The 18,402-nt window shown below is 76.3% G+C and carries 20 protein-coding genes and 1 pseudogene; 11 read left to right on the top strand and 10 right to left on the bottom strand.

The window, feature by feature from the left end; translation table 11 throughout:
• A partial coding sequence (locus VGH76_RS18490; protein ID WP_331558176.1) for a hypothetical protein occupies nt 1–201 on the bottom strand: 201 nt, incomplete at its 3' end.
• 64 nt (nt 202–265) lie between these two features.
• Between VGH76_RS18490 and VGH76_RS18485 the strand changes: the two genes are divergently transcribed.
• The 5 genes from VGH76_RS18485 (at nt 266) to VGH76_RS18465 (ending at nt 4,671) form a co-directional block, all read left to right on the top strand.
• On the top strand, nt 266–1,216 hold the full coding sequence (locus VGH76_RS18485) for a helix-turn-helix transcriptional regulator (RefSeq protein WP_331558175.1): 951 nt from the start codon (nt 266–268) through the stop codon (nt 1,214–1,216).
• A gap of 60 nt (nt 1,217–1,276) precedes the next feature.
• Nucleotides 1,277–1,843: a hypothetical protein gene (locus tag VGH76_RS18480; RefSeq protein WP_331558174.1), complete on the top strand. Its 567-nt coding sequence runs from the start codon at nt 1,277–1,279 to the stop codon at nt 1,841–1,843.
• A gap of 75 nt (nt 1,844–1,918) precedes the next feature.
• Nucleotides 1,919–2,611, top strand: a complete 693-nt coding sequence (locus VGH76_RS18475; RefSeq protein ID WP_331558173.1) for a response regulator transcription factor — start codon at nt 1,919–1,921, stop codon at nt 2,609–2,611.
• Between the two features lie 4 nt (nt 2,612–2,615).
• Nucleotides 2,616–3,302, top strand: coding sequence for a response regulator transcription factor (locus VGH76_RS18470; RefSeq protein ID WP_331558172.1), 687 nt, complete (start codon nt 2,616–2,618; stop codon nt 3,300–3,302).
• Nucleotides 3,303–3,312: 10 nt separating this feature from the next.
• Nucleotides 3,313–4,671, top strand: coding sequence for a HAMP domain-containing sensor histidine kinase (locus tag VGH76_RS18465; protein ID WP_331558171.1), 1,359 nt, complete (start codon nt 3,313–3,315; stop codon nt 4,669–4,671).
• A 40-nt stretch (nt 4,672–4,711) separates the two neighbouring features.
• On the opposite strand, the gene VGH76_RS18460 is transcribed toward VGH76_RS18465, so the two are convergent.
• The gene (locus VGH76_RS18460; protein ID WP_331558170.1) at nt 4,712–5,626 is read right to left on the bottom strand and encodes a heparin lyase I family protein; all 915 of its coding nucleotides are present in this window, start codon (nt 5,624–5,626) and stop codon (nt 4,712–4,714) included.
• Between the two features lie 294 nt (nt 5,627–5,920).
• On the opposite strand from VGH76_RS18460, the gene VGH76_RS18455 reads away from it, so the two are divergent.
• A complete protein-coding gene (locus VGH76_RS18455) occupies nt 5,921–6,130 on the top strand; it encodes a hypothetical protein (RefSeq protein WP_331558169.1) in 210 nt (69 codons plus the stop codon).
• A gap of 6 nt (nt 6,131–6,136) precedes the next feature.
• Here the strand turns inward: VGH76_RS18455 and VGH76_RS18450 are convergent, their stop codons facing one another.
• Nucleotides 6,137–7,585, bottom strand: coding sequence for a HAMP domain-containing sensor histidine kinase (locus VGH76_RS18450; protein ID WP_331558168.1), 1,449 nt, complete (start codon nt 7,583–7,585; stop codon nt 6,137–6,139).
• A gap of 134 nt (nt 7,586–7,719) precedes the next feature.
• Between VGH76_RS18450 and VGH76_RS18445 the strand changes: the two genes are divergently transcribed.
• Nucleotides 7,720–9,372, top strand: a complete 1,653-nt coding sequence (locus VGH76_RS18445; RefSeq protein WP_331558167.1) for a S1C family serine protease — start codon at nt 7,720–7,722, stop codon at nt 9,370–9,372.
• Nucleotides 9,373–9,423: 51 nt separating this feature from the next.
• Here VGH76_RS18445 and VGH76_RS18440 read toward each other — a convergent pair whose 3' ends face one another.
• Genes VGH76_RS18440 through VGH76_RS18430 form a run of 3 tightly spaced genes read right to left on the bottom strand, consistent with a single transcriptional unit; the run spans nt 9,424 to nt 11,668 of the window.
• Complete coding sequence (locus VGH76_RS18440) at nt 9,424–10,185, bottom strand: class I SAM-dependent methyltransferase (RefSeq protein WP_331558166.1); 762 nt, start codon at nt 10,183–10,185, stop codon at nt 9,424–9,426.
• Nucleotides 10,182–10,967, bottom strand: a complete 786-nt coding sequence (locus VGH76_RS18435; RefSeq protein ID WP_331558165.1) for a TIGR04282 family arsenosugar biosynthesis glycosyltransferase — start codon at nt 10,965–10,967, stop codon at nt 10,182–10,184. The genes VGH76_RS18440 and VGH76_RS18435 overlap by 4 nt, the downstream gene beginning before the upstream one ends.
• Entirely contained in the window at nt 10,964–11,668 is a 705-nt protein-coding gene (locus tag VGH76_RS18430; RefSeq protein ID WP_331558179.1) for a glycosyltransferase family 2 protein, read from the bottom strand. The genes VGH76_RS18435 and VGH76_RS18430 overlap by 4 nt, the downstream gene beginning before the upstream one ends.
• 212 nt (nt 11,669–11,880) lie before the next feature.
• Between VGH76_RS18430 and VGH76_RS18425 the strand changes: the two genes are divergently transcribed.
• Nucleotides 11,881–13,332, top strand: a complete 1,452-nt coding sequence (locus tag VGH76_RS18425; protein WP_331558164.1) for a hypothetical protein — start codon at nt 11,881–11,883, stop codon at nt 13,330–13,332.
• A 57-nt stretch (nt 13,333–13,389) separates the two neighbouring features.
• Here the strand turns inward: VGH76_RS18425 and VGH76_RS18420 are convergent, their stop codons facing one another.
• Complete coding sequence (locus VGH76_RS18420; RefSeq protein ID WP_331558163.1) at nt 13,390–14,466, bottom strand: NAD-dependent epimerase/dehydratase family protein; 1,077 nt, start codon at nt 14,464–14,466, stop codon at nt 13,390–13,392.
• Between the two features lie 59 nt (nt 14,467–14,525).
• On the opposite strand from VGH76_RS18420, the gene VGH76_RS18415 reads away from it, so the two are divergent.
• Nucleotides 14,526–15,065 (top strand): MogA/MoaB family molybdenum cofactor biosynthesis protein, encoded by a 540-nt coding sequence (locus VGH76_RS18415; RefSeq protein ID WP_331558162.1) that lies wholly within the window; start codon nt 14,526–14,528, stop codon nt 15,063–15,065.
• Between the two features lie 233 nt (nt 15,066–15,298).
• Here the strand turns inward: VGH76_RS18415 and VGH76_RS18410 are convergent, their stop codons facing one another.
• Nucleotides 15,299–15,961 carry an SAF domain-containing protein gene (locus VGH76_RS18410; RefSeq protein ID WP_331558161.1) on the bottom strand — a complete coding sequence of 221 codons (663 nt, stop codon included), beginning with the start codon at nt 15,959–15,961 and terminating at the stop codon, nt 15,299–15,301.
• Between the two features lie 136 nt (nt 15,962–16,097).
• Here VGH76_RS18410 and VGH76_RS18405 point away from each other — a divergent pair, with 136 nt between their 5' ends.
• Both VGH76_RS18405 and VGH76_RS18400 read left to right on the top strand, forming a co-directional pair.
• The gene (locus tag VGH76_RS18405) at nt 16,098–17,012 is read left to right on the top strand and encodes a DMT family transporter (RefSeq protein ID WP_331558160.1); all 915 of its coding nucleotides are present in this window, start codon (nt 16,098–16,100) and stop codon (nt 17,010–17,012) included.
• 253 nt (nt 17,013–17,265) lie between these two features.
• Nucleotides 17,266–17,532, top strand: a complete 267-nt coding sequence (locus VGH76_RS18400) for a hypothetical protein (RefSeq protein ID WP_331558181.1) — start codon at nt 17,266–17,268, stop codon at nt 17,530–17,532.
• Between the two features lie 62 nt (nt 17,533–17,594).
• On the opposite strand, the pseudogene VGH76_RS18395 reads toward VGH76_RS18400, so the two are convergent.
• A pseudogene (locus VGH76_RS18395) lies at nt 17,595–17,687 on the bottom strand (FmdB family zinc ribbon protein); the annotation flags it as partial.
• An 86-nt stretch (nt 17,688–17,773) separates the two neighbouring features.
• Nucleotides 17,774–18,394, bottom strand: a complete 621-nt coding sequence (locus VGH76_RS18390; protein WP_331558159.1) for a 5-formyltetrahydrofolate cyclo-ligase — start codon at nt 18,392–18,394, stop codon at nt 17,774–17,776.
• Between the last annotated feature and the right edge of the window lie 8 nt (nt 18,395–18,402).

Below are 18,402 nucleotides of genomic sequence, written 5' to 3'. Positions count from 1 at the left end.
GTCGTCGGCGATCGCGGCGAGGACGAGCGGGCGGGCGGCGTCGCGGGAGAAGCGGGAGACCGGGGCCCAGCGCATGACGGCGCCGCGGGCGAGGTCGAGCGAGAACGGGCCCTCGGGTCGGAGGACGTGGCTCGACGACGTGGGTTTCCTGCCACTGGATGCAAGCAACGACGCTTCGCTGGCAACTGGAGTGATGCTCATGGCGGGCACGATGCGCGCCGAATCCCGACACGTGCTGTCGTGATTCTGCGAGAATCTCGGGACCGTGCGTTCCGACCGCCTCCTGGCCACCCTGCTGCTCCTGCAGACCCACGGCCGGATGTCCGCCCCGGAGCTCGCGCGGCGCCTCGAGGTGTCGACGCGCACCGTCGCCCGCGACGTCGAGGCGCTCTCCGCCGCGGGCGTCCCGGTGTACGCAGAGCGGGGCCGCAACGGCGGGGTGGTGCTCCTGCCGGGGTTCCGCACCGACGTCAGCGGCCTGACCGACACCGAGATGCGGGCCCTGCTCGCGCTGACCGACGGCGAGCAGGGCGGGTCGCTGGGACGGTCGGTGGCGTCCGCGGTGCGCAAGCTCCTGGCCGCGGTGCCCGAGACCCGCCGCAGCGGGATCGCGGCGGCCCGGCGCACCGTCGTCGTCGAGCAGTACGGCTGGCACCGGGCCGGGCAGCCCGCGGGGGACGACCCCGCGCTCGCCGAGCTGGAGCGGGCGGTCACGGCCGACGAGCGGGTGCGGATCCGGTACCGGCCCGCCTCGGGAGTCCCCGGGTGGCGGACCGTCGACCCGTACGGGCTGGTCAGCAAGACCGGGACCTGGTACCTCGTCGCGGCCGCGCGCGGCACCCCGCGGATGTTCCGGGTGAGCCGGGTCGAGGAGGTCGAGGCGACCGGCACGCCGGCCCGCCGTCCCGACGACCGGGACCTCGAGGCCGTGTGGGTCGAGCTGCGCGAGCGACTGGAGGACGCGCCGGAGGCGGTGACGGTCCGGGTGCGGGTCCACCCGGGACGGCGGGCGATGGTGGAGCGGGTGGTGGCGGCGCAGCTGGTCGGGCCGCCGGAGGGCGAGGAGCCCGACGTCGTCCACCTGCCCTTCCGGGCCGCGGGGGCCGCCGTCGGGATCCTGCTCGGATTCGGCGCGCTGGTGGAGGTCCTCGGCCCTCCCGAGGTGCGGGACCTGATGGCGTCCCGGGCCGCCGACGTCGTCGCGCTCTACGGCTGAACCGATCTTCGGCCGTTCGCTGCTGCCGAGCGGCCCGGTGGCGAACTAGGGTTCCGCGACATGACGACGGTGCTGGTGACCGGTGGCGGCGAGCGGCTCGACGAGGTCTCGTCGGCGTTGAAGGCGACGGGCGCGGAGGTCGTCGTCGTGGACAACCCCGACCGGCTGGGCGAAGCCGTCGACGGGAAGACCTTCGACGCCTACGTGCAGCTGCCGGTCGCCATGACGCCGGGGGAGGGCAGCGTCGTCGCGAAGGTCGAGCAGTTCCTCACCCAGGGCATGCTCTCGCGCTTCCGGGCGGCCGCCACGGTGCTGCCGACGCTCGCGCCCACCGCCAACGTGATGCTCGTCGGCGGACAGACCAACGTCGACGTCGACGCCCCGGACGACGCCGACGCCCGCGCGGCCATGCTGCGGGTGCTCGCCCACGCCCTGCGCGCCGAGCGCGCCCCGGAGCGGCTCACCGTGCGGGTCGCCGACCGCTCGTGGACGGGTGAGCAGATCGCCGCGAAGGTCACCGGGGACCCGGGGGAGTCGCGGCCGTCCACCGACGACGAGGCGGGGATCGGCCGCGCCTACGCGGAGTGGCGCACCGAGGTCGTCGGGCTGATGCGGGTGGAGTTCTAACGGGGCTGCGCCCTCGTGGCCAGGGGCCGGAGGCCACCTCAGCACCTTCTCAGCCAACGCGCCCACACTGTGCCCATGCGGATCCTCGTCGTCGACGACGACCGGGCCGTGCGCGACTCGCTGCGCCGGTCCCTGGCGTTCAACGGGTACCAGGTCGAGCTTGCGACCGACGGCCAGCAGGCCCTGGACACCATCGAGAAGGAGCGCCCCGACGCCCTCGTCCTCGACGTCATGATGCCCCGCCTCGACGGGCTCGAGGTGTGCCGGCGGCTGCGCAGCGCCGGCGACGACCTGCCCGTGCTCGTCCTCACCGCGCGCGAGGCGGTCTCGGACCGGGTCGCCGGGCTGGACGCGGGCGCCGACGACTACCTCGCCAAGCCGTTCGCCCTCGAGGAGCTCCTCGCGCGGCTGCGGGCCCTGCTGCGGCGCACCACGCCCGAGGAGCGCGGCAAGGACGACCACCCCGAGCCGCTGACCTTCGCCGACCTCTCCCTGGACCCGGTCACCCGCGAGGTCAAGCGCGGCGACCGGCCGATCACGCTCACCCGCACCGAGTTCTCGCTGCTCGAGCTGCTCATCGCCAACCCCCGCCGGGTGCTCACCCGCAGCCGCATCCTCGAGGAGGTCTGGGGATACGACTTCCCGACGACGGGCAACGCCCTCGAGGTCTACATCGGCTACCTGCGCCGCAAGACCGAGGCCGAGGGCGAGCCGCGGCTGATCCACACGGTGCGCGGGGTGGGGTACGTCCTGCGCGCCGACGCCTGAGGTCGTGGACCGGGCCGCGCGGGTCCTCGTCGTCGAGGACTCCGAACCCATCCTCGCGTCGGTGACGACGGCGCTGACCGGGGTCGGGCACGAGGTGTGCGCCCGGCCCGACGGCTCGCGCCTGGAGGACGACCTCGCACGCTTCGCCCCCGACGTCGTCGTCCTCGACGTCATGCTCCCCGGCCGCGACGCCTACGCGCTGCTGCCCGCGGTCCGCGCGACGAGCGCCGGGGTCATCCTGCTGACCGCCCGCAGCGGGGTCGCCGACCGCGTCCGCGGGCTGCGCGCCGGCGCCGACGACTACCTGGTCAAGCCGTTCGCGCTCGCCGAGCTGCTCGCACGGGTCGAGGCGCTGCTGCGGCGCTCCGGCGGGGTGGGCGACGCGGTGGAGGTGGACGACGTCGTCGTGGATCCCGACGCCGGACGCGTCACGCGCGCCGGCCGGGAGATCCCGGTGACGGCCACCGAGCTGCGGCTGCTGCACGACCTCGTCGCGCACCGGGGCCGGGTCCGGTCGAAGTCGCAGCTGCTCGGCGCGGTGTGGGGCTGGGAGGAGTACGACCTCAACGTCGTCGAGGTCCACGTCTCGGCGCTGCGGCGCAAGCTCGGCGAGCCGCGGGTGGTCCACACCGTGCGCGGGCAGGGTTACGTCGCGCGGGCGGAGGCCCCGGCGGAGGCGCCCCGACCATGAGGGCGCTGCGGTGAACCGCTGGGCCGGCGCGTCCCTGCGACGGCGGGTCACGGCGACGTCGGTCGCGGTCGTCGCGGTCGTCGTCGTGGTGGTGGCCGTGGTGTCGGACCTGCTCTTCGCCGCCCAGACCCGCTCCGAGGCGCTGACGACGCTGAACGGGCGGGCGTTGCAGGCCGTGCAGCTCGCCGACCAGGGACTCTCACCGGACCAGATCGTCCGCCGGGTCGAGCTCGGCGGCGGGGTCGCGGTGGTCGTACGGGGCCCGGACGGGACGGTGCTGGCGGCGAACCGGGACGCTCCGGGCTCCGCGGCCTCGGCGCGGCGCTCGGTGACCCGGCGGTTCGCCGACGGCGACACGATCACGCTGACCGCCGACCCGGGGCTGGAGGGCGCGGCCGAGCGGCGGCTGCGTCGGGTGCTGCTGCTGGTGGGCGGGATCGCGGTCGTCGTCGCGGCGGGGGCGCTGCTGCTCACGACGCGGCTCGCGCTGGCGCCGTTGGACGCGATGACCTCGTTGGCGCGCTCCATCGCGGGCGGCCGGCGCGGGCAGCGGCTGGCGCCGCAGCGGCGGGACACCGAGCTGGGGCGGGCGGCCGCGGCGTTCGACGAGATGCTCGACGCGCTCGAGGGCGCCGAGGCCCACGCCCGGGCCTCCGAGGCGAGCACCCGCCGCTTCGTCGCCGACGCCGCGCACGAGCTGCGCACCCCGCTCGCCGGCATCGCGGCGACCGCCGAGGCGGGCACGGCGCCGGAGCTCGACCCCGAGGCGCGGGAACGGCTCGCGACGCTGCTGGTGCGCGACGCACGGCGCGCCGGGCGCCTCGTCGACGACCTGCTCACCCTGGCCCGGTACGACGCGGGCCTGCGACCGGAGCGCCGCGACGTCGACCTCGGGGAGCTGGCGCGCGTCGAGACCGACCGCGACGCGGTGCTGCACCCCGAGGCGTCCGCGGTGCTCGCGGTGGCCGCGCCGGTGCAGGTGGCGGTCGACCCCGAGCTGATCGGGCAGGCGCTGACGAACCTGGTGACGAACGCGCGCCGGCACGGGGGCGGGACGGTGACGGTGACGGTGGACGCGGTCGGGGGCACCGCGCGGGTGGCGGTGCGCGACGAGGGCCCGGGGGTGCCGGCCGGGGAGCGGGAGCGGGTGTTCGGCCGGATGGTGCGGCTGGACGAGGCGCGGGGCGGAGCCGGGGGAGTCGGCGTCGGAGCCGGCGGCGCGGGGCTCGGGCTCGCGATCGCGCGGGAGGCGGCCCGGGCCCACGGCGGGGACCTGGCATGCACCGCGCCCGACGACGGCGTGCCGGGTGCGGTGTTCGTGCTGACGCTGCCGGTGGCGGCGCCCGATGTCGGGGAGGGTTCATCCTGACGTCAGGTGTCAGTGGAGGTCCGTCGCTGACGGGGGATCGCTAGCGCGGGGTGATCCCCGCGGCGTTGATCGCGGCGGCCGTGGGCCCGACGACGAGGCGCGTCGTGGTCATCGACGAGTCCTGCGTGATCGACGGGTCGCGGTAGAGGCCGATCTTCATGTAGTCGCCGTCGTCGAGCAGCGTGCCCCGTGGCGGGTGGTGGTTCGTCACCTTCGGGAGGCCGTCGCGCCACACGTCGACCTCCGCCGCGCCCGGATCCCGCGAGAAGTGGATGTGCAGGACGACGTCGACGGTGTCGTCCGGGCCGAGCGCTCCGAGATCCTGGAAGTCGGTGCCGACGTTGGCCAGGCGCAGCCGCCCGCCGCCGGCCTGGAGGGCGACCGGCGGCGAGCCGTTGTTGCCGTTCTGGTGCCACTGCAGCACCAGCTGCCAGGTCCCGGTGCCGGTCGGCAGGTCGTGCAGGGCGCTGACGTCGTGGACCCAGATGTCGTCGCCCTCGCGGTACTCCGGCAGCCGCGGGACCGACTCGGAGCGCTCGCCGCCACCCGGGATCGCGAACGTCAGGGCCTTCCCGCCGTTCGTGAGCTGCGGGACCGCGCCGCCGTCGACCTGCCCGGAGTTGCCGTTGCCGACGAAGTGGCTCGCGAAGTCGCCGACCGAGGTGTCGAACACCCCGGGCCCGGTGGCGGGCTTCGCGGCGAGGGCCTTCGCGGCGGCCAGCGGGTCGACGGTCCCCGTCCGGGTCGGCGTGGCCGCGGCCGAGGCGGCGGTCGCGGTGGCGAGCGGCGGCGCGTCGGAGGAGGGGGAGCCCTTCCCGCTGAGCAGCACGAGCGGCAGCACGATCACCGCGCCCGCGAGCACCGCGGCGAGGATCAGTCGCAGCCGTGAGGGACCCGGCCCGCCGGGCGGCGGCCCCCCGGGCGACGGCGGGTGGTCGCGCACGACCGAGGTCACGGGCCTCCCCAGCTCATCGGCGTACCTCCGTGCGCGGTGACGTGCCCTCGTCCGGCTCAACGACCGTCCCTCGTGGGGGGTTGCGTCGGCGTGAGACGTGATCGTCGTCGACCGAGCGGCTCCACGGACGGGTGAATGGTCTCATCCGCCGTGCCGCGGTGACACCGACGTCTCATGGAGTTCGTACTCACCGAGCGCGACGATGGAGCGCGGCGAGCGGTGCGGGACCGCGGATCGGGACGACGGGCCGTGGTGGCCCGCGACCGGTCGTGCCCAGGGGTGGGGGAGTCGTTCGTGGCGGAGCGGAGCAGGACGTCGGGTCGCTGGGCAGCGCTGCTGGGGTGGGAGGACGCCCGCCGCGCGACCCTCTGGGTCGCGGGCGTCGTCGTCGACTCGGTGGACCTGCTGGCGCAGGGACTGACCGCCCTCGCCGTCACCGCCCGGCGGGGCCGCCCGCAGCCGGTCCGCCCGCAGCTGCTCCGCCCCCAGCCGATCCGCGCGTAGCGCCGCTCACGCCCGCGGGATCCAGAACCGCAGCAGCGCGCCGCCGCCCGGGGCCTCGTGGGCCGAGACGCCGCCGTGGTGGCGGGTCGCGGTCCGGGCCACGATCGAGAGCCCCAGCCCGGAGCCGGGCATGGTGCGGGCGTCGGCGGAGCGGAAGAAGCGGTCGAACACCAGCTCGCGCTCCTCCGGGGCGATCCCCGGTCCGCTGTCGGCGACCTCGAGCACCGCGGTCCCCGGTCGCTCCGGCGCGACGCCCTCACGCAGCACCACGCGCACCGTGGCGTCCGGGGGGCTCCACTTGGCCGCGTTGTCGAGCAGGTTGAGCACCGCGCGCTCGAGGGCGCTCGCGTCCCCGATCACCTCGCAGGGCGTCAGCTCCACCTCGAAGTGCACCCTGGGAGCCCGCGGGCGGGCCCGGTCCAGCGCCCGCTCGACCACCTCGGAGAGGTCGAGGTGCTCGGCGGCGACCTCGGGCGGGTCGTCGCGGGCGAGCTCGACGACGTCGCCGACGAGCGTGGCCAGCTCGTCGATCTGGGCGCGCAGGTCGGCGGTCAGCTCGGCGCGGTCCTCGTCGGACAGGCGCGGCGCGTCGGAGCGCCCGGACGCGACGCCCTCCTCGGCGGCGACCAGCAGCTCGAGGTTGGTCCGCAGCGAGGTCAGCGGGGTCCGCAGCTCGTGCCCCGCGTCGGCGACCAGGCGACGCTGCCGCTCGATCGACGAGGCCAGCGCCGCGAGCATCGCGTTGAAGCTGCGGGTGAGGCGGGCGATCTCGTCGCCGCCGGTGACGGTGATCGGCTGCAGGTCGCCGGTGCGGGCCACCCGCTCGGTGGCCGAGATCAGCCGCTCCACCGGCCGCAGCCCGGCGCGGGCGATCGCGACGCCCACCGCCGCGGCGAGCACCACGCCGAGACCGCCGACGACGACGAGCACGATCGCCAGCCGGGAGAGCGTCCGCCGGGTCGGGTCGAGCTCCTGGGCGAGCACCAGTGCGCGGCCGGCGCCGGCCTGCACGGCGACCACGCGGTAGGGCGTCCCGTTGACGAACCCGGTGCGCGGCGGCTCCGGTGTGCCCTTGGCGACCTCGATCTCGGGGTCGCCCACCGGGGGCTGTTCGCCCTGGATGGCCAGCGCGCGCCCGTTCGCCGTCACGATCGCGACGCGGAAGTCCCCCGCGGCCAGGGCGTCCGAGGACACGGTCTTCAACAGCAGGTCGGGGTCGGCGAGGTCGCTGGAGGAGGCAGCGGTGGCCCGCTCGACGAGACTCTGGTCGAGCTGGTCGTACAGCGCGCGGTACGCGGTGAAGAAGACGGCCACCGAGATCAATGCGACGAGCAGCCCCGCGCCGACCGAGACGAGGACGGCGACCCGGCGCCGCAGCGGGACCTCGAGCAGCACGTGCCAGCCCGTCGGCGCGGCGGGCTCCCCGCCGCGGGTGGACGTCGCCGTCGTGCTCATCGCTCCCGATCCTCCCGGATGTCGGGCGGTGTGGCGGTCGGGTCCCCGTCGCGATGATCCGGTCGGGGGTGCTCTGCTACGACGACGGGGTTCCCACCGGGCGCGCGGCGGTCGGCATGGGGGAGGCTGCACGCATGAGCGAGAGCGACCCCCGGCCGGTCCGGCGGGACGACCCGCCGGAGGGCGGCGGGCCGGACGAGGCGGGCGCGCCGGAGCGGGGGAGCGGGTCGTCGGGCGAGGCGCCGTCGACGTCCACGGAGACCGAGCGGCCCGGCCTGGGCACCGGCTACCGCCGCCCGGGCGTGCGCTACGGCGACGCGGCGCCCGGGGGCGAGGCGACCCGCTCCTGGTCGGGGGCACCCTTCGGCGGCTCGCTGCCGCCGAACCCGGCGCCGTCGAACTCGGCGTCGACGGAGGCGTCGGCGCAGTACGCGCCCGACACCCCGGACTACGGGTGGGGCCGGGGGACCGGCGAATCCTCGGACCACGGCTGGGGCCGGACGGCCGCGCTGCCGCGCACCGAGGACGGGGGGAGCCCGGGCGCGACGGCGACCCCGCCCGGAGGGTTCCCGGCCGACCCCGGCGCCGGCTGGGGCGGCGCCCCGATGGCCGACCCGCACAACACGTCGGGGGCGGGGACGGGGGATGGGTCCGAGGAGCGACGGCCGGGCCTCGTCGAGCGGCTCCGCGGCCGGGGGCGGGACGGGGCGGGCGCCGTCGGACGGACCGGACTGGTCCTCGTGGCGCTCGTCGCGCTGGTCGCCGGGCTGGTGGGCGGGGCGATCGCGGGCTCGCTCGCCGCGCGCGGCTCGTCGTCGGGGACCTCGCTGGCCTCCACCGACTCCGCCGGGGACCCGCTGCCGCCGGCGCCGGCCGGATCGGTCGAGGCGGTCGCGTCGGCGGTCCTGCCGAGCACGGTGCAGATCCTCGGCGCCGCCGGGGAGGGCTCGGGCGTGATCATCTCGCCCGACGGCCTGATCATGACGAACAACCACGTGCTCGCCGCCGGGCGGGGCGGCGCACTGCAGGCCGTGTTCTCCGACGGCCGCGCCGCCCCGGTGTCCCTGGTCGGCACGGCGCCGGCCGCCGACATCGCCGTCGTCCGCGCCAACGGTGTGAGCGGCCTGCAGCCCGCCGACCTCGGCGACTCCGACCGGCTGCGCCAGGGCCAGGCCGTCGTCGCCGTCGGGTCGCCGCTCGGGCTGTCGGGGACGGTGACCACCGGCATCGTCTCGGCGCTGCAGCGGCCGGTCGCGGCCGGCGGCTCGGCGGCGGGCCAGGACAGCACGCTCGACGCCATCCAGACCGACGCCGCGATCAACCCGGGCAACTCCGGCGGCCCGCTGGCTGACTCGGCCGGGCACGTCATCGGCGTCAACACCGCGATCGCGAGCGTGGCCTCCGGTGGCGGGGCGGGCCAGGAGGGCGGCTCCATCGGGCTCGGGTTCGCCATCCCGATCAACCAGGCCCGCCGGATCGCCACCGAGCTGGTGCAGACCGGGCGCGCGACGCAGGCGATCATCGGGGTGCAGCTCGCCCCCGGCGGACCGCGCGGCGCGACGGTCGCCGCCGTCACGCCCGGCTCGCCCGCCGCGACGGCCGGGATCGCCGCGGGCGACCTCGTGACGAAGGTCGACAACCGCGTGATCGAGGACGCCAACGCGCTGGTCGCGGCCATCCAGTCGAGCGCGCCGGGCCAGGTGGTGACGCTGACCGTCGTCAGCGCCGGTCAGGCACCCCGCCCCGTCACGGTGACCCTGGGCAGCCGGGTGATCGGCGGGCGGTAGGTGCGCTTCGCGCCTGTGAGCACTTTCCGGGGTGATAGCCCCCGAAAGTGCTCACAAGCCTCCGGCACCTAGAACGCAGAACGAGCGCCCCGTCGCCGCCATCTGCTCGGGCGCGGAGCGCTCGAGCACCACCAGCCCGGCGGCGGCGGCGACGTCGTCGATCGCGTCGGGACCGAGCACCGCCCACGGGAACCAGGTGCCGGCGAGCTCCTCGGACACGTCGTCGCTCACCAGTCGGGCCGCGCCCTGCCACAGGGCCGCTCCCGGGGTGAGCTCGGCCAGCACCGTGCCGTCGCGCGCGAGCAGGTCGCGGCAGCGGCGCAGCAGCGCGGCCGGTTCGCCGCCGATCCCGATGTTGCCGTCGGCCAGCACCACGTGCTCCCAGCGGCCCTCGCCGGGCAGCCGCTCGAACGCGTCCCGGTGCAGCACCGCCGCGCCCCGCTGCAGGCAGCGCTCGATCGCCTGCACCGACACGTCGACGCCGAGCACGGGCACGCCGCGATCGGCGAGCGCGACGACCAGCCGGCCCGGCCCGCAGCCCAGGTCGAGCGTGGCGCCGCGGCAGCGTTCCAGCAGCCAGCCGTCGTCGCCGTCGGCGTCGTCCTGCCAGCGGTGCACCGCCAGCGGCAGCACCACCCCGTCCGCCCGCACCAGCCGGTCGCTGCGCCCGGCGAGCGCGGCGTCGAAGACCGTGGGCCCGCCCAGGACGCCGGTCGGCTCGTGGTCGAGGGCGGCGGCCGCCGGTGCACGGTCGCGCTCGCGGGCCGCGTCGACGACGGCGAAGGGCTCGGTCATCGGCGACAGGGACGTCACGGGCGGACACCTCCGGGGACCGGGAGGAGGTCGCCGACCGCGTGGGCGAAACGACCGTGGGGCACGAGCTCCGACACCGCGACGGCGTCGTCGGCGGTGTCCACGTCCGAGAGCACCGGCAGCTCGACCACGGCGTCGTGGCCGAGCGCGGTCCGCAGCGCGGCGAGGGTGAGACGGCCGGTGTCGTCGGTGCTCGTTGGCACCCCGGTGATGATCGCGGCCGACCGGGGACGGGCCAGGGCGAGCGTCCACCAGCCGCCGTCGAGGGCGAGACCCAGCGCCGCGTCGGCCCCGCACTCGACGCGGCGCAGCGCGTCGTCGAGCAGGCCGGCGTCGAGCTGGGGGCTGTCCATCCCGATCTGCACGCTCACCGCGGCGGGGAACCGGGTGGCGACGTCGTCGTGGGCGGCGGCGATGCGCTCGCCCAGGGTGTGCCCGCGCTGGGGGACCACGACGTGCGGGGCGAGCGCCGTCTCGATCTCGTCGGCGCGCACCGCCGCGGCGGTGTCGCCCTCGAGCGCGACGACGACCTGCGCGCCCAGCGTCGCCGCGGCGGCATCGAGGGTGTCGAGCAGGGCCGCGGCCGCGATCCCCGCCGCACCCTCCGGCGTCGCGGGCGGGGTCAGCCGGGTCTTGACCCGCCCGGGCACCGGCGCCTTCGCGAGCACCAGGACCACGCGGCGGACGGCGCCGGCGGGGGCCTCGCCGTCGCGGTCCCCGGACCCGCCCGGACCTGCCTGGTCGACCTGCATGATCCGCGCGTTCGCGCCGGGGGTGCTCATCGGTTCGGCGTCCCCCCCGTCGGCTCGGCGGGCGGTGCGCCGTGCGGTGTGCGGGCCAGCGCCCGCGTCATGTCGCGGACCGCGCGGACCGTGCCGCGCACCGAACCGGACACCTTCGATCGCCCCCCTGCCCGCGGCCGGTAGGCCACGTCGACCTCCCGGATGCGCCAGCCGGCGGCGCCGGCGCGGATGAGCAGCTCGAGCGGGTAGCCGAAGGCCCGGTCGGTGATCCCGAGGTCGAGCAGGGCCTGCCGGCGGGCCACCCGCACCGGCGCGATGTCGCGGACCCCGACCCCGCGGACCCGCATCAGCCCGGAGAGCACCAGGTTGGAGAGCCGGGCGTGCCACGGCCACACCCCCCGTGCCGCCGGCACCCGCCGCCCGACGACGAGGTCGACCCCGGTGTCGTGCAGCAGCGCCACCATCGCGGGGAGCGCGGCCGGGTCGAGCGAGCCGTCCGCGTCGATGACGGCGACGACCTCGGTGCGGGTGGCCTCCAGCCCGGCGTGCACCGCTGCGCCGTAGCCCTTGCGCGCCTCGTGCACCACGAGCACCCCGCGGGCCGCGGCCAGCTCGGGGGTGCCGTCGGTGGAGCCGTTGTCGGCGACGACGGCGGCGAAACCGTCGGGCAGCGCGTCGAGGACGGTGGGCAGCGCGTCGACCTCGTCGAGGCACGGGAGCACGACGTCGACGGTCCCGATCCGCTGCGCTGCCCTCTGCGGAACGACGCCGTCCGGCTCCGCGCGGTCGCTCACCGCGGTCACGCTATGCGGTTGCCGTCGGTCGTGCACAACCGGGGGCACCGTCCCCTGCGTCCGTGACGGGGGCGTGAGGGCTCCGTCCGGTGGACCCGCCACGTCCGGGTGGGCCCGCCTCACGGCCCCGCTACGTCCGGTTCGTACTCTCCGTGGCCGTGCCGACCGTGCTCGGGGCGCTGCGCTCCCGCGACGACGACGACGGCGCCGTCACCCCCGGTGGCCGCGACGGGCGCCGGTTCCCCCGGCTCCGGGGAGACCTCGTCGCCGTCGTGCTGGCGGCCGCTCTCGTCGCGGGGGCGTCGCTGTACGGGTGGGCGGAGATCCACCGCGGGGTGCCGATCCTCGTCGGGTGGCCGCCGCTGCTCGCCTCCTGGCTGCCGCACGTCGAGCCCGGCGGGGTCATGGCCGCCGTCGTCGCCCTGCTCGTGGTGCTCGCCGGGCCCACCGTCTCCGCGCGGCTGCGCTGGGGCCCGCTGCTGGTCCTCGCCTACGTCGCGTCCGCGGCGTGGACGCTCGGGCTGGCGCTGATCGACGGCTACCAGGTGGGGGTCGTCAGCCGGCTCGAGGCGCCGACCGAGTACCTCACCGAGGTCGATCGCTACCCGGGGCTCGGCCCGCTCCTCGCGACCTTCGCCGACCGGATCGCCGGGACGACCCCCGACACGCTCGCCACCCACCCCTCCGGGCACCCGCCGCTCGCGACGCTGGTCTACGTCTGGGTCGGCGACCTGTTCGGCCCGGGCGGGGAGCCCGCGGGCCTCGTGACGCTGCTGATGGGCGCGTCGGCGACGGTCGCGGTCGCGCTCACCGCGGCGGCCGTCGGGGGGCTGCGGTGGGGCCCGGTGGCGCTGCCGCTCGACCCGGGGGCGGTGTCCGCGGGGCGGGACCTCGCGCGGCGCTACCTGCCGTTCGGGGTGCTGTTCCCGGGCGCGGTGTGGGTCGGGGTCTCCGCCGACGGGCTGTTCGCCGCGGTGTTCGCCTGGGGGGTCGCGTTCCTCGCGCTCGGCGCGGTCCGCCGTGGTGTGGGGGGCGCCGCGCTGTGCCTGCTCGGCGGCGTCGTCCTCGGCGGGTCGCTGTTCCTGTCCTACGGGCTCGTGACCGGCGGGCTCGTGCCGGTGGTGGTCGCGGTCCTGGTGCGGCGCTGGGTCCCGCTGGCCGCGGGCGCGGTCGGGGCGGCGGTCGTCGTCGCGCTGTTCACGGTGGGCGGCTTCTGGTGGCTCGACGGGTACGAGCACGTCCAGCTGCGCTACTACCAGCCCGGCGAGTACGGGCTGCTGCGGCCCTACTCGTACTGGGTCTGGGCGAACCTGGCGGCGTTCGTGCTGACGCTCGGACCGGCCGTCGTCGCCGGGCTGCGGCGGGCGGCGTGGTGGCCGCGCCGGTGGCCGCTGGCCGTGCCGCTGCTGGTCGGCGCGGTGCTGCTCGCGGTCGTCGTCGCCGACGTCTCGGGGCTGTCGAAGGCCGAGGTGGAGCGCATCTGGCTGCCCTTCGGCACGTGGGCGGTGCTGGCGTGCGCGACGCTGCCGGCGCGCTCGGCGCGGTGGTGGCTGCTCGCCCAGGCCGCGCTCGCGCTCGCGCTGAACGGCCTCCTGGTCACCGTGTGGTGACTTCGTCACGTGTGCGTGCGTTTCCGTGCTCCGGCACGGAAACACACGCACAACGCGTCAGCGAACCGCGGCGCGCAGCGGGTCGGTCGCGAACCGCGTGATCCCCTCGGCGAAGGACACCCGGGCGCGGTAGCCGAGCAGCTCGGCGGCGCGGGCGGGGTCGGCGGTCACGTGCCGGACGTCACCGGGCCGGGCGCCCCCCACGACCTGCGGCTCCGGCCCGTTCATGGCGGCCGCGAGCTGCCCGGCGAGGTCGGAGATGGTGCGCACCTCGCCCGAGCAGACGTTGAGCGGCGTGCAGGTCCCGGCCGCCGTCGTGTCCTCCGGCGCCTCGAGGGCGGCGACGTTGATCCCCGCGACGTCGCTGACGTGCACGAAGTCGCGCCGCTGCCGCCCGTCCTCCATCACCCGTGGCGCCTCGCCCCGCTCCAGCGCGGAGCGGAAGATCGAGGCCACCCCCGCGTACGGGGTGTTCTGCGGCATGCGGGGGCCGTAGACGTTGTGGTAGCGCAGCGCGAACACCCGGCCGCCGGTGGCGCGGGCCCAGGCCACGGCGAGGTGCTCCTGGGCGAGCTTCGTCGCCGCGTAGGTCGAGCGGGGCTCGAGCGGCGCGTCCTCGGGCACCAGCTCGCCGGCCAGGTCCCGACCGCAGACCGGGCACGGCAGGTCGTAGCGGCCCGCGTCCACGTCGGCCTGTGTGCGGGCCGGCGGCGGCTGCACCCCGTGCTCCGGGCACGCGTAGCGACCCTCGCCGTAGACCACCATCGAGCTCGCCATGACGAGCTTCGTGTGGTGGGTCCGGTACATCGCGGCGAGCAGCACGGCCGTCGCGACGTCGTTGTTCTCGGCATAGGCGGGCGCATCGTTCGGGTCCACGCCGTGCCCGACCATCGCGGCCTGGTGGCAGACGGCGTCGACGTCGGGCAGCAGCCGGTCGAGCAGACCCGCGTCCCGGACGTCGCCGCGGACCAGCTCGTAGCGGTCGGTCCACTCCGGTGCCTTGCCCTCGGCGTGGGCCTGCGGCAGCAGGGCGTCGAGGAGCACGGGGGTGTGGCCGCGGTCGGAGAGCTGGTCGGCGATCGCGGAGCCGATGAACCCGGCTCCGCCGGTCAACAGGACGCGCACGGCGGCCACGGTAGTCGCGGGCCGTCGGGCGACGCGGTGCACCGGGGGGCTCGCTAGTGTCTGCAGGCATGGAACACCCGCGGTCCACGGCGGCGATGCAGGACGACACCCTCGGCGACGACGGCCTCCTCGGGCGCGCGCTCATCGTGATCGTCGACGACCGCGTCTCCACCGGTGAGGTCACCGACACGATCGGTCCCCTGGTGACCGAACTGCTCGCCGAGGCGGGCCTCGTCGTCGACGGCACGATCGTCGTCCCGGGCGAGGCGGTCGCCATCCGCAACGCGCTCAACACCGCGGTCATCGGCGGGGTGGACCTCGTCGTCACCGTCGGCGGCACCGGGGTCGCGCCGCGCGCGGTGACCGCCGACGCCACCGCCGGCGTGCTCGACCGCCCCATTCCCGGCATCGCCGAGGCGATCCGCGCGTCGGGCCTGGCCGCGGGCGCGGTCGACGCCGGGCTCTCCCGCGGCCTGGTCGGGGTGTCCGGCTCGACGCTCGTGGTCAACCTCGCCGCCTCCCGCGCCGCGGTGCGCGACGGCATGGCGACGCTCACCCCGCTCATCTCCCATGTCATCGCCGAGCTCTCGGGGCTGGAGGAGAACTGACGTCGGGGAAAGATCCGGGTGCCGACGCGGGGGTTCCCGACGATGCTCCTGCCGACGACGACGAGGCGCGCGCGGCCGCGGCCCGCCGTCGGGCGCGCGAGGCCCTCTTCGGGGACCCGCCGCGGGGGAGCGCCGATGAGCGCGACGACACCGACCGGGCGCGCGGCGACGACGCCGGCCGGGACCGGCGCTGGTACGACGACCAGCGGCCCCCGCACCACGGCTGACCGGGCTCACCGCAACGTCAGCGTCACCTCCTGACCCACCGTCGCCGCCGCCACCCGCGCCGCCTCCGGACCCGGCAGGGCCACGAGCACGAGTGGTGGCGAGGCGGTGCGTTCCTCGCCGGGCAGCACCGTGAGCACCCGCGCGCCCCGGGCGAGCACGACGCCGCTCCCGCCCCCGGCGCCCGCACCCCCGACGACATCCACCAGCGCCCCCGCCCGCACCAGCGCCGCGACCGCCGGGTCGGCCAGGCGCAGCGGCACGCCCGCCGCGTCGGGCGACCCCACCGACGCCCGGGCTGCCTCCGGGCCGAGGAGCCGGACGTCGGTGAGGACCTCGCCCGCACGCACCGGGCCGACGAGGTGACGCCCGACGGCGTCACCCGCCGCCCGGAGCGCCCCGCCCGGCACCGCCTCCGGTGCGCGCGGGACCACCCCGACGTCGTCGGGACCCACCGCGGTCCCCGGCGCGAGGTCGTGCCGGGCGAGCACCACCGGCACCCCGGTGACCGCCGGCGACGCCGCCCCGGCCACCGCGAGCACCGCCGCCAGGACCACGAGCACCGCGGCCGCGAGCCGCCGCAGCGCCACCGCGCGCCGCCAGCCGCGTGGGAGACGGGCCCACACCCGACGACGGCCCGCACCCGCCGTCGGGCTCCTCACGATCCGCACGAAGCGGACGTTAGGGAAAGGACCGGACCCCGGCACGGCCCCGATCTCCGCTTGTGGACAATGGAACCGAGCCCGCCGTGCTGTGGACGGGGCTGGAGGCTCGAGATCGTCCCCCCGCGAGGAGAGGCGCACCCGAATGGCCGTGGTGCTGGTGCTCCTGGCCTGTCTCGGCAACGCCCTCGCGCTCACCCTGCAGCGCAAGGCCGCCCAGGACAGCGCGCGGCAGCGTGGCCGGTCCGCGGGATCGTTGCGGGACATGGTGCATCGGCCGCCGTGGCTGTTCGGCACCCTGGTCTTCGCCCTCGCGGTGGTCTGCCAGATCTGCGCGCTGCGCCTGGGCTCGGTCTCGCTGGTGCAGCCGGTGCTGGTGATGGAGCTGCCGTTCACCCTGCTCGTCGGGTGGTGGATCCTCGGCGGCGCGCTGCGGCCCTACGAGTGGGGCGCCGTCGGGACGATGACCGTCGGCCTCGTGGTGCTGCTGGCCTGCCTGCGTCCGCACGACGGGGACGCGCTCGCCGCCGGCAACCTGCGCTGGATCCTCGGGACGCTGGTCACCCTCGCCGTGCTGGCGGTCACCGTCGTGATCGCGAGGACGTCGCGGGCGGTGGGGAAGGCGGCCTTCTTCGGGATCGCGGCCGGCATCGGCTCGGGCTTCGTCGCGGTGATCGTCAAGGCGATGACCGACGCGCTCGCGGTCGGCGGGCTCTGGGAGGTCCTCACGACCTGGCAGTCCTACCTGCTGATCCTGGTCGGCCCGGTCGCGTTCTGGACGCTGCAGAGCGCGCTGCGGGCGGGTCGGTTGCTGGCCTCCCAGCCCGGCCTCACCCTCGGCAACCCGCTGCTCGCGTTCCTGTGGGGCACGGGGCTGCTCGGCGAGGAGGTCGCCGGCGGTGCGTGGATCTACGGCGGACTGCTCGGCGCCGCCCTGCTCACCGTGGGTGTCTTTCTCCTCGCGCGGTCACCGGTGCTGGCGGCCCACGAGGGCAATCCGCGCGACGCGTCCTCGTTCGGACGACAGAAGGCCGGCACGGCGCGTCGTCGAACGCAGTGATCTGCTGCACCGAACAGGTGATTGCGGATCCCAAACCTGATCCGGGACAACGCGCGACGAACGGGCACGTCTCTCGTTGTACGAGGCACGGAGCCACCGACCGCTGGGGAGCGGGTCGGGCACCGTGACGGTCCGGGTCGGCGACTCGGGGTCGCTGACCCGGACCAACTCCCTCGATCCCCCTCGAAGCGGACCGACTGGGATCGCCGGGATTCCGGCGAGGGGCGCCCGCGGCCGATAGAGCCGACCGAAGGTGCCCTTCGCTCAGAACCGGGGCGGGCGCACCCGACGTCAGGCGCTCTTCGCCGCCGTCGTGCTCGACCCGGACGACCCGGTGCTCGACGAACTCGTGGACGACGAGCCGTTCGACGAGGACTCCTTCGAGGAGCTGCTCGCCGCGGGCTCCTTGGAACCGGACGACGACTCCGACGACGACCCGTTGCTCGACGACTCGCTCGAGCTCGAGGCCGACTCCGACGCCGACGAGCTCGAGGACCCGGAGCGGCTGTCGTTGCGATAGAAGCCGCTGCCCTTGAACACGATCCCGACCGACGAGAACACCTTGCGCAGCCGGCCGCCGCACACCGGGCAGTCGGTCAGCGACGGGTCGGTGAACGCCTGGACCTGCTCGAAGCGGTGGTCGCACTCGGTGCAGGCGTAGGGGTAGGTGGGCACGCTCGCTCCTGTCGTCACCCGCGGGGACTCTCTGACGGGGGAGTGTACTGGCACTCCCCCCACGCGAGTGCCAACACGGGCGGGCGTCACGCTGTTCCTGACGACGGACCCCTCGCCCCGGTGCGCATCAGGCCGGCGTGGGGCCGCCACACCGCCCCCACCCGCACGTCGTGCGGCTCGGCCGCCAGGTCCGCGAGCAGCTCGTCGTCGCCGACCAGCGCCACCACGACGGTCGAGGGCCCCACCAGGGGCAGGCTGCGGTCGTAGTGCCCACCGCCGCGCCCGAGGCGCACCCCTGCCGCCGTCGCCGCCAGCGCCGCCACCACGACCACGGCCGCCTCGCCGATCGCCGCCGGGCCCACGCGCGGGCCTCCCGGCTCGAGCAGCCCGTGCGGGCCGGGGACGAGGTCCTCGCGCCCGCCGAAGGACGCCCAGTCCAGGGGGGCCTCACCCACCGTCACCGGCAGCAGCACCCGCCGTCCGAGCGCGACCGCCGCGTCGAGCAGCGGCACCGCGCCGTCCGGGGCCGCGCCCGGCTCGCGTCGCACGGGGACGTGCAGGCAGAGCGGGCGCCCGGGGTCCGCGCCGAACTCGTCGAGCACCCGGGGCAGGCCGGCCGCGAGCGCGGCCGCGTCGTGCCAGCGGGCGTCGTCGGAGCGTTCCCGACGACGTGCGAGCAGCTCGCGGCGCAGCTCGTCCTTCGTCACGGGGTCAG

Origin of the sequence: Actinomycetospora sp. (genome assembly GCF_036497585.1) — a bacterium.
In the GTDB taxonomy this organism is placed as follows: domain Bacteria; phylum Actinomycetota; class Actinomycetes; order Mycobacteriales; family Pseudonocardiaceae; genus Actinomycetospora.
Note: the sequence above shows the minus strand (reverse complement) of the source record. Positions and strands in the feature narration are given on the sequence as shown.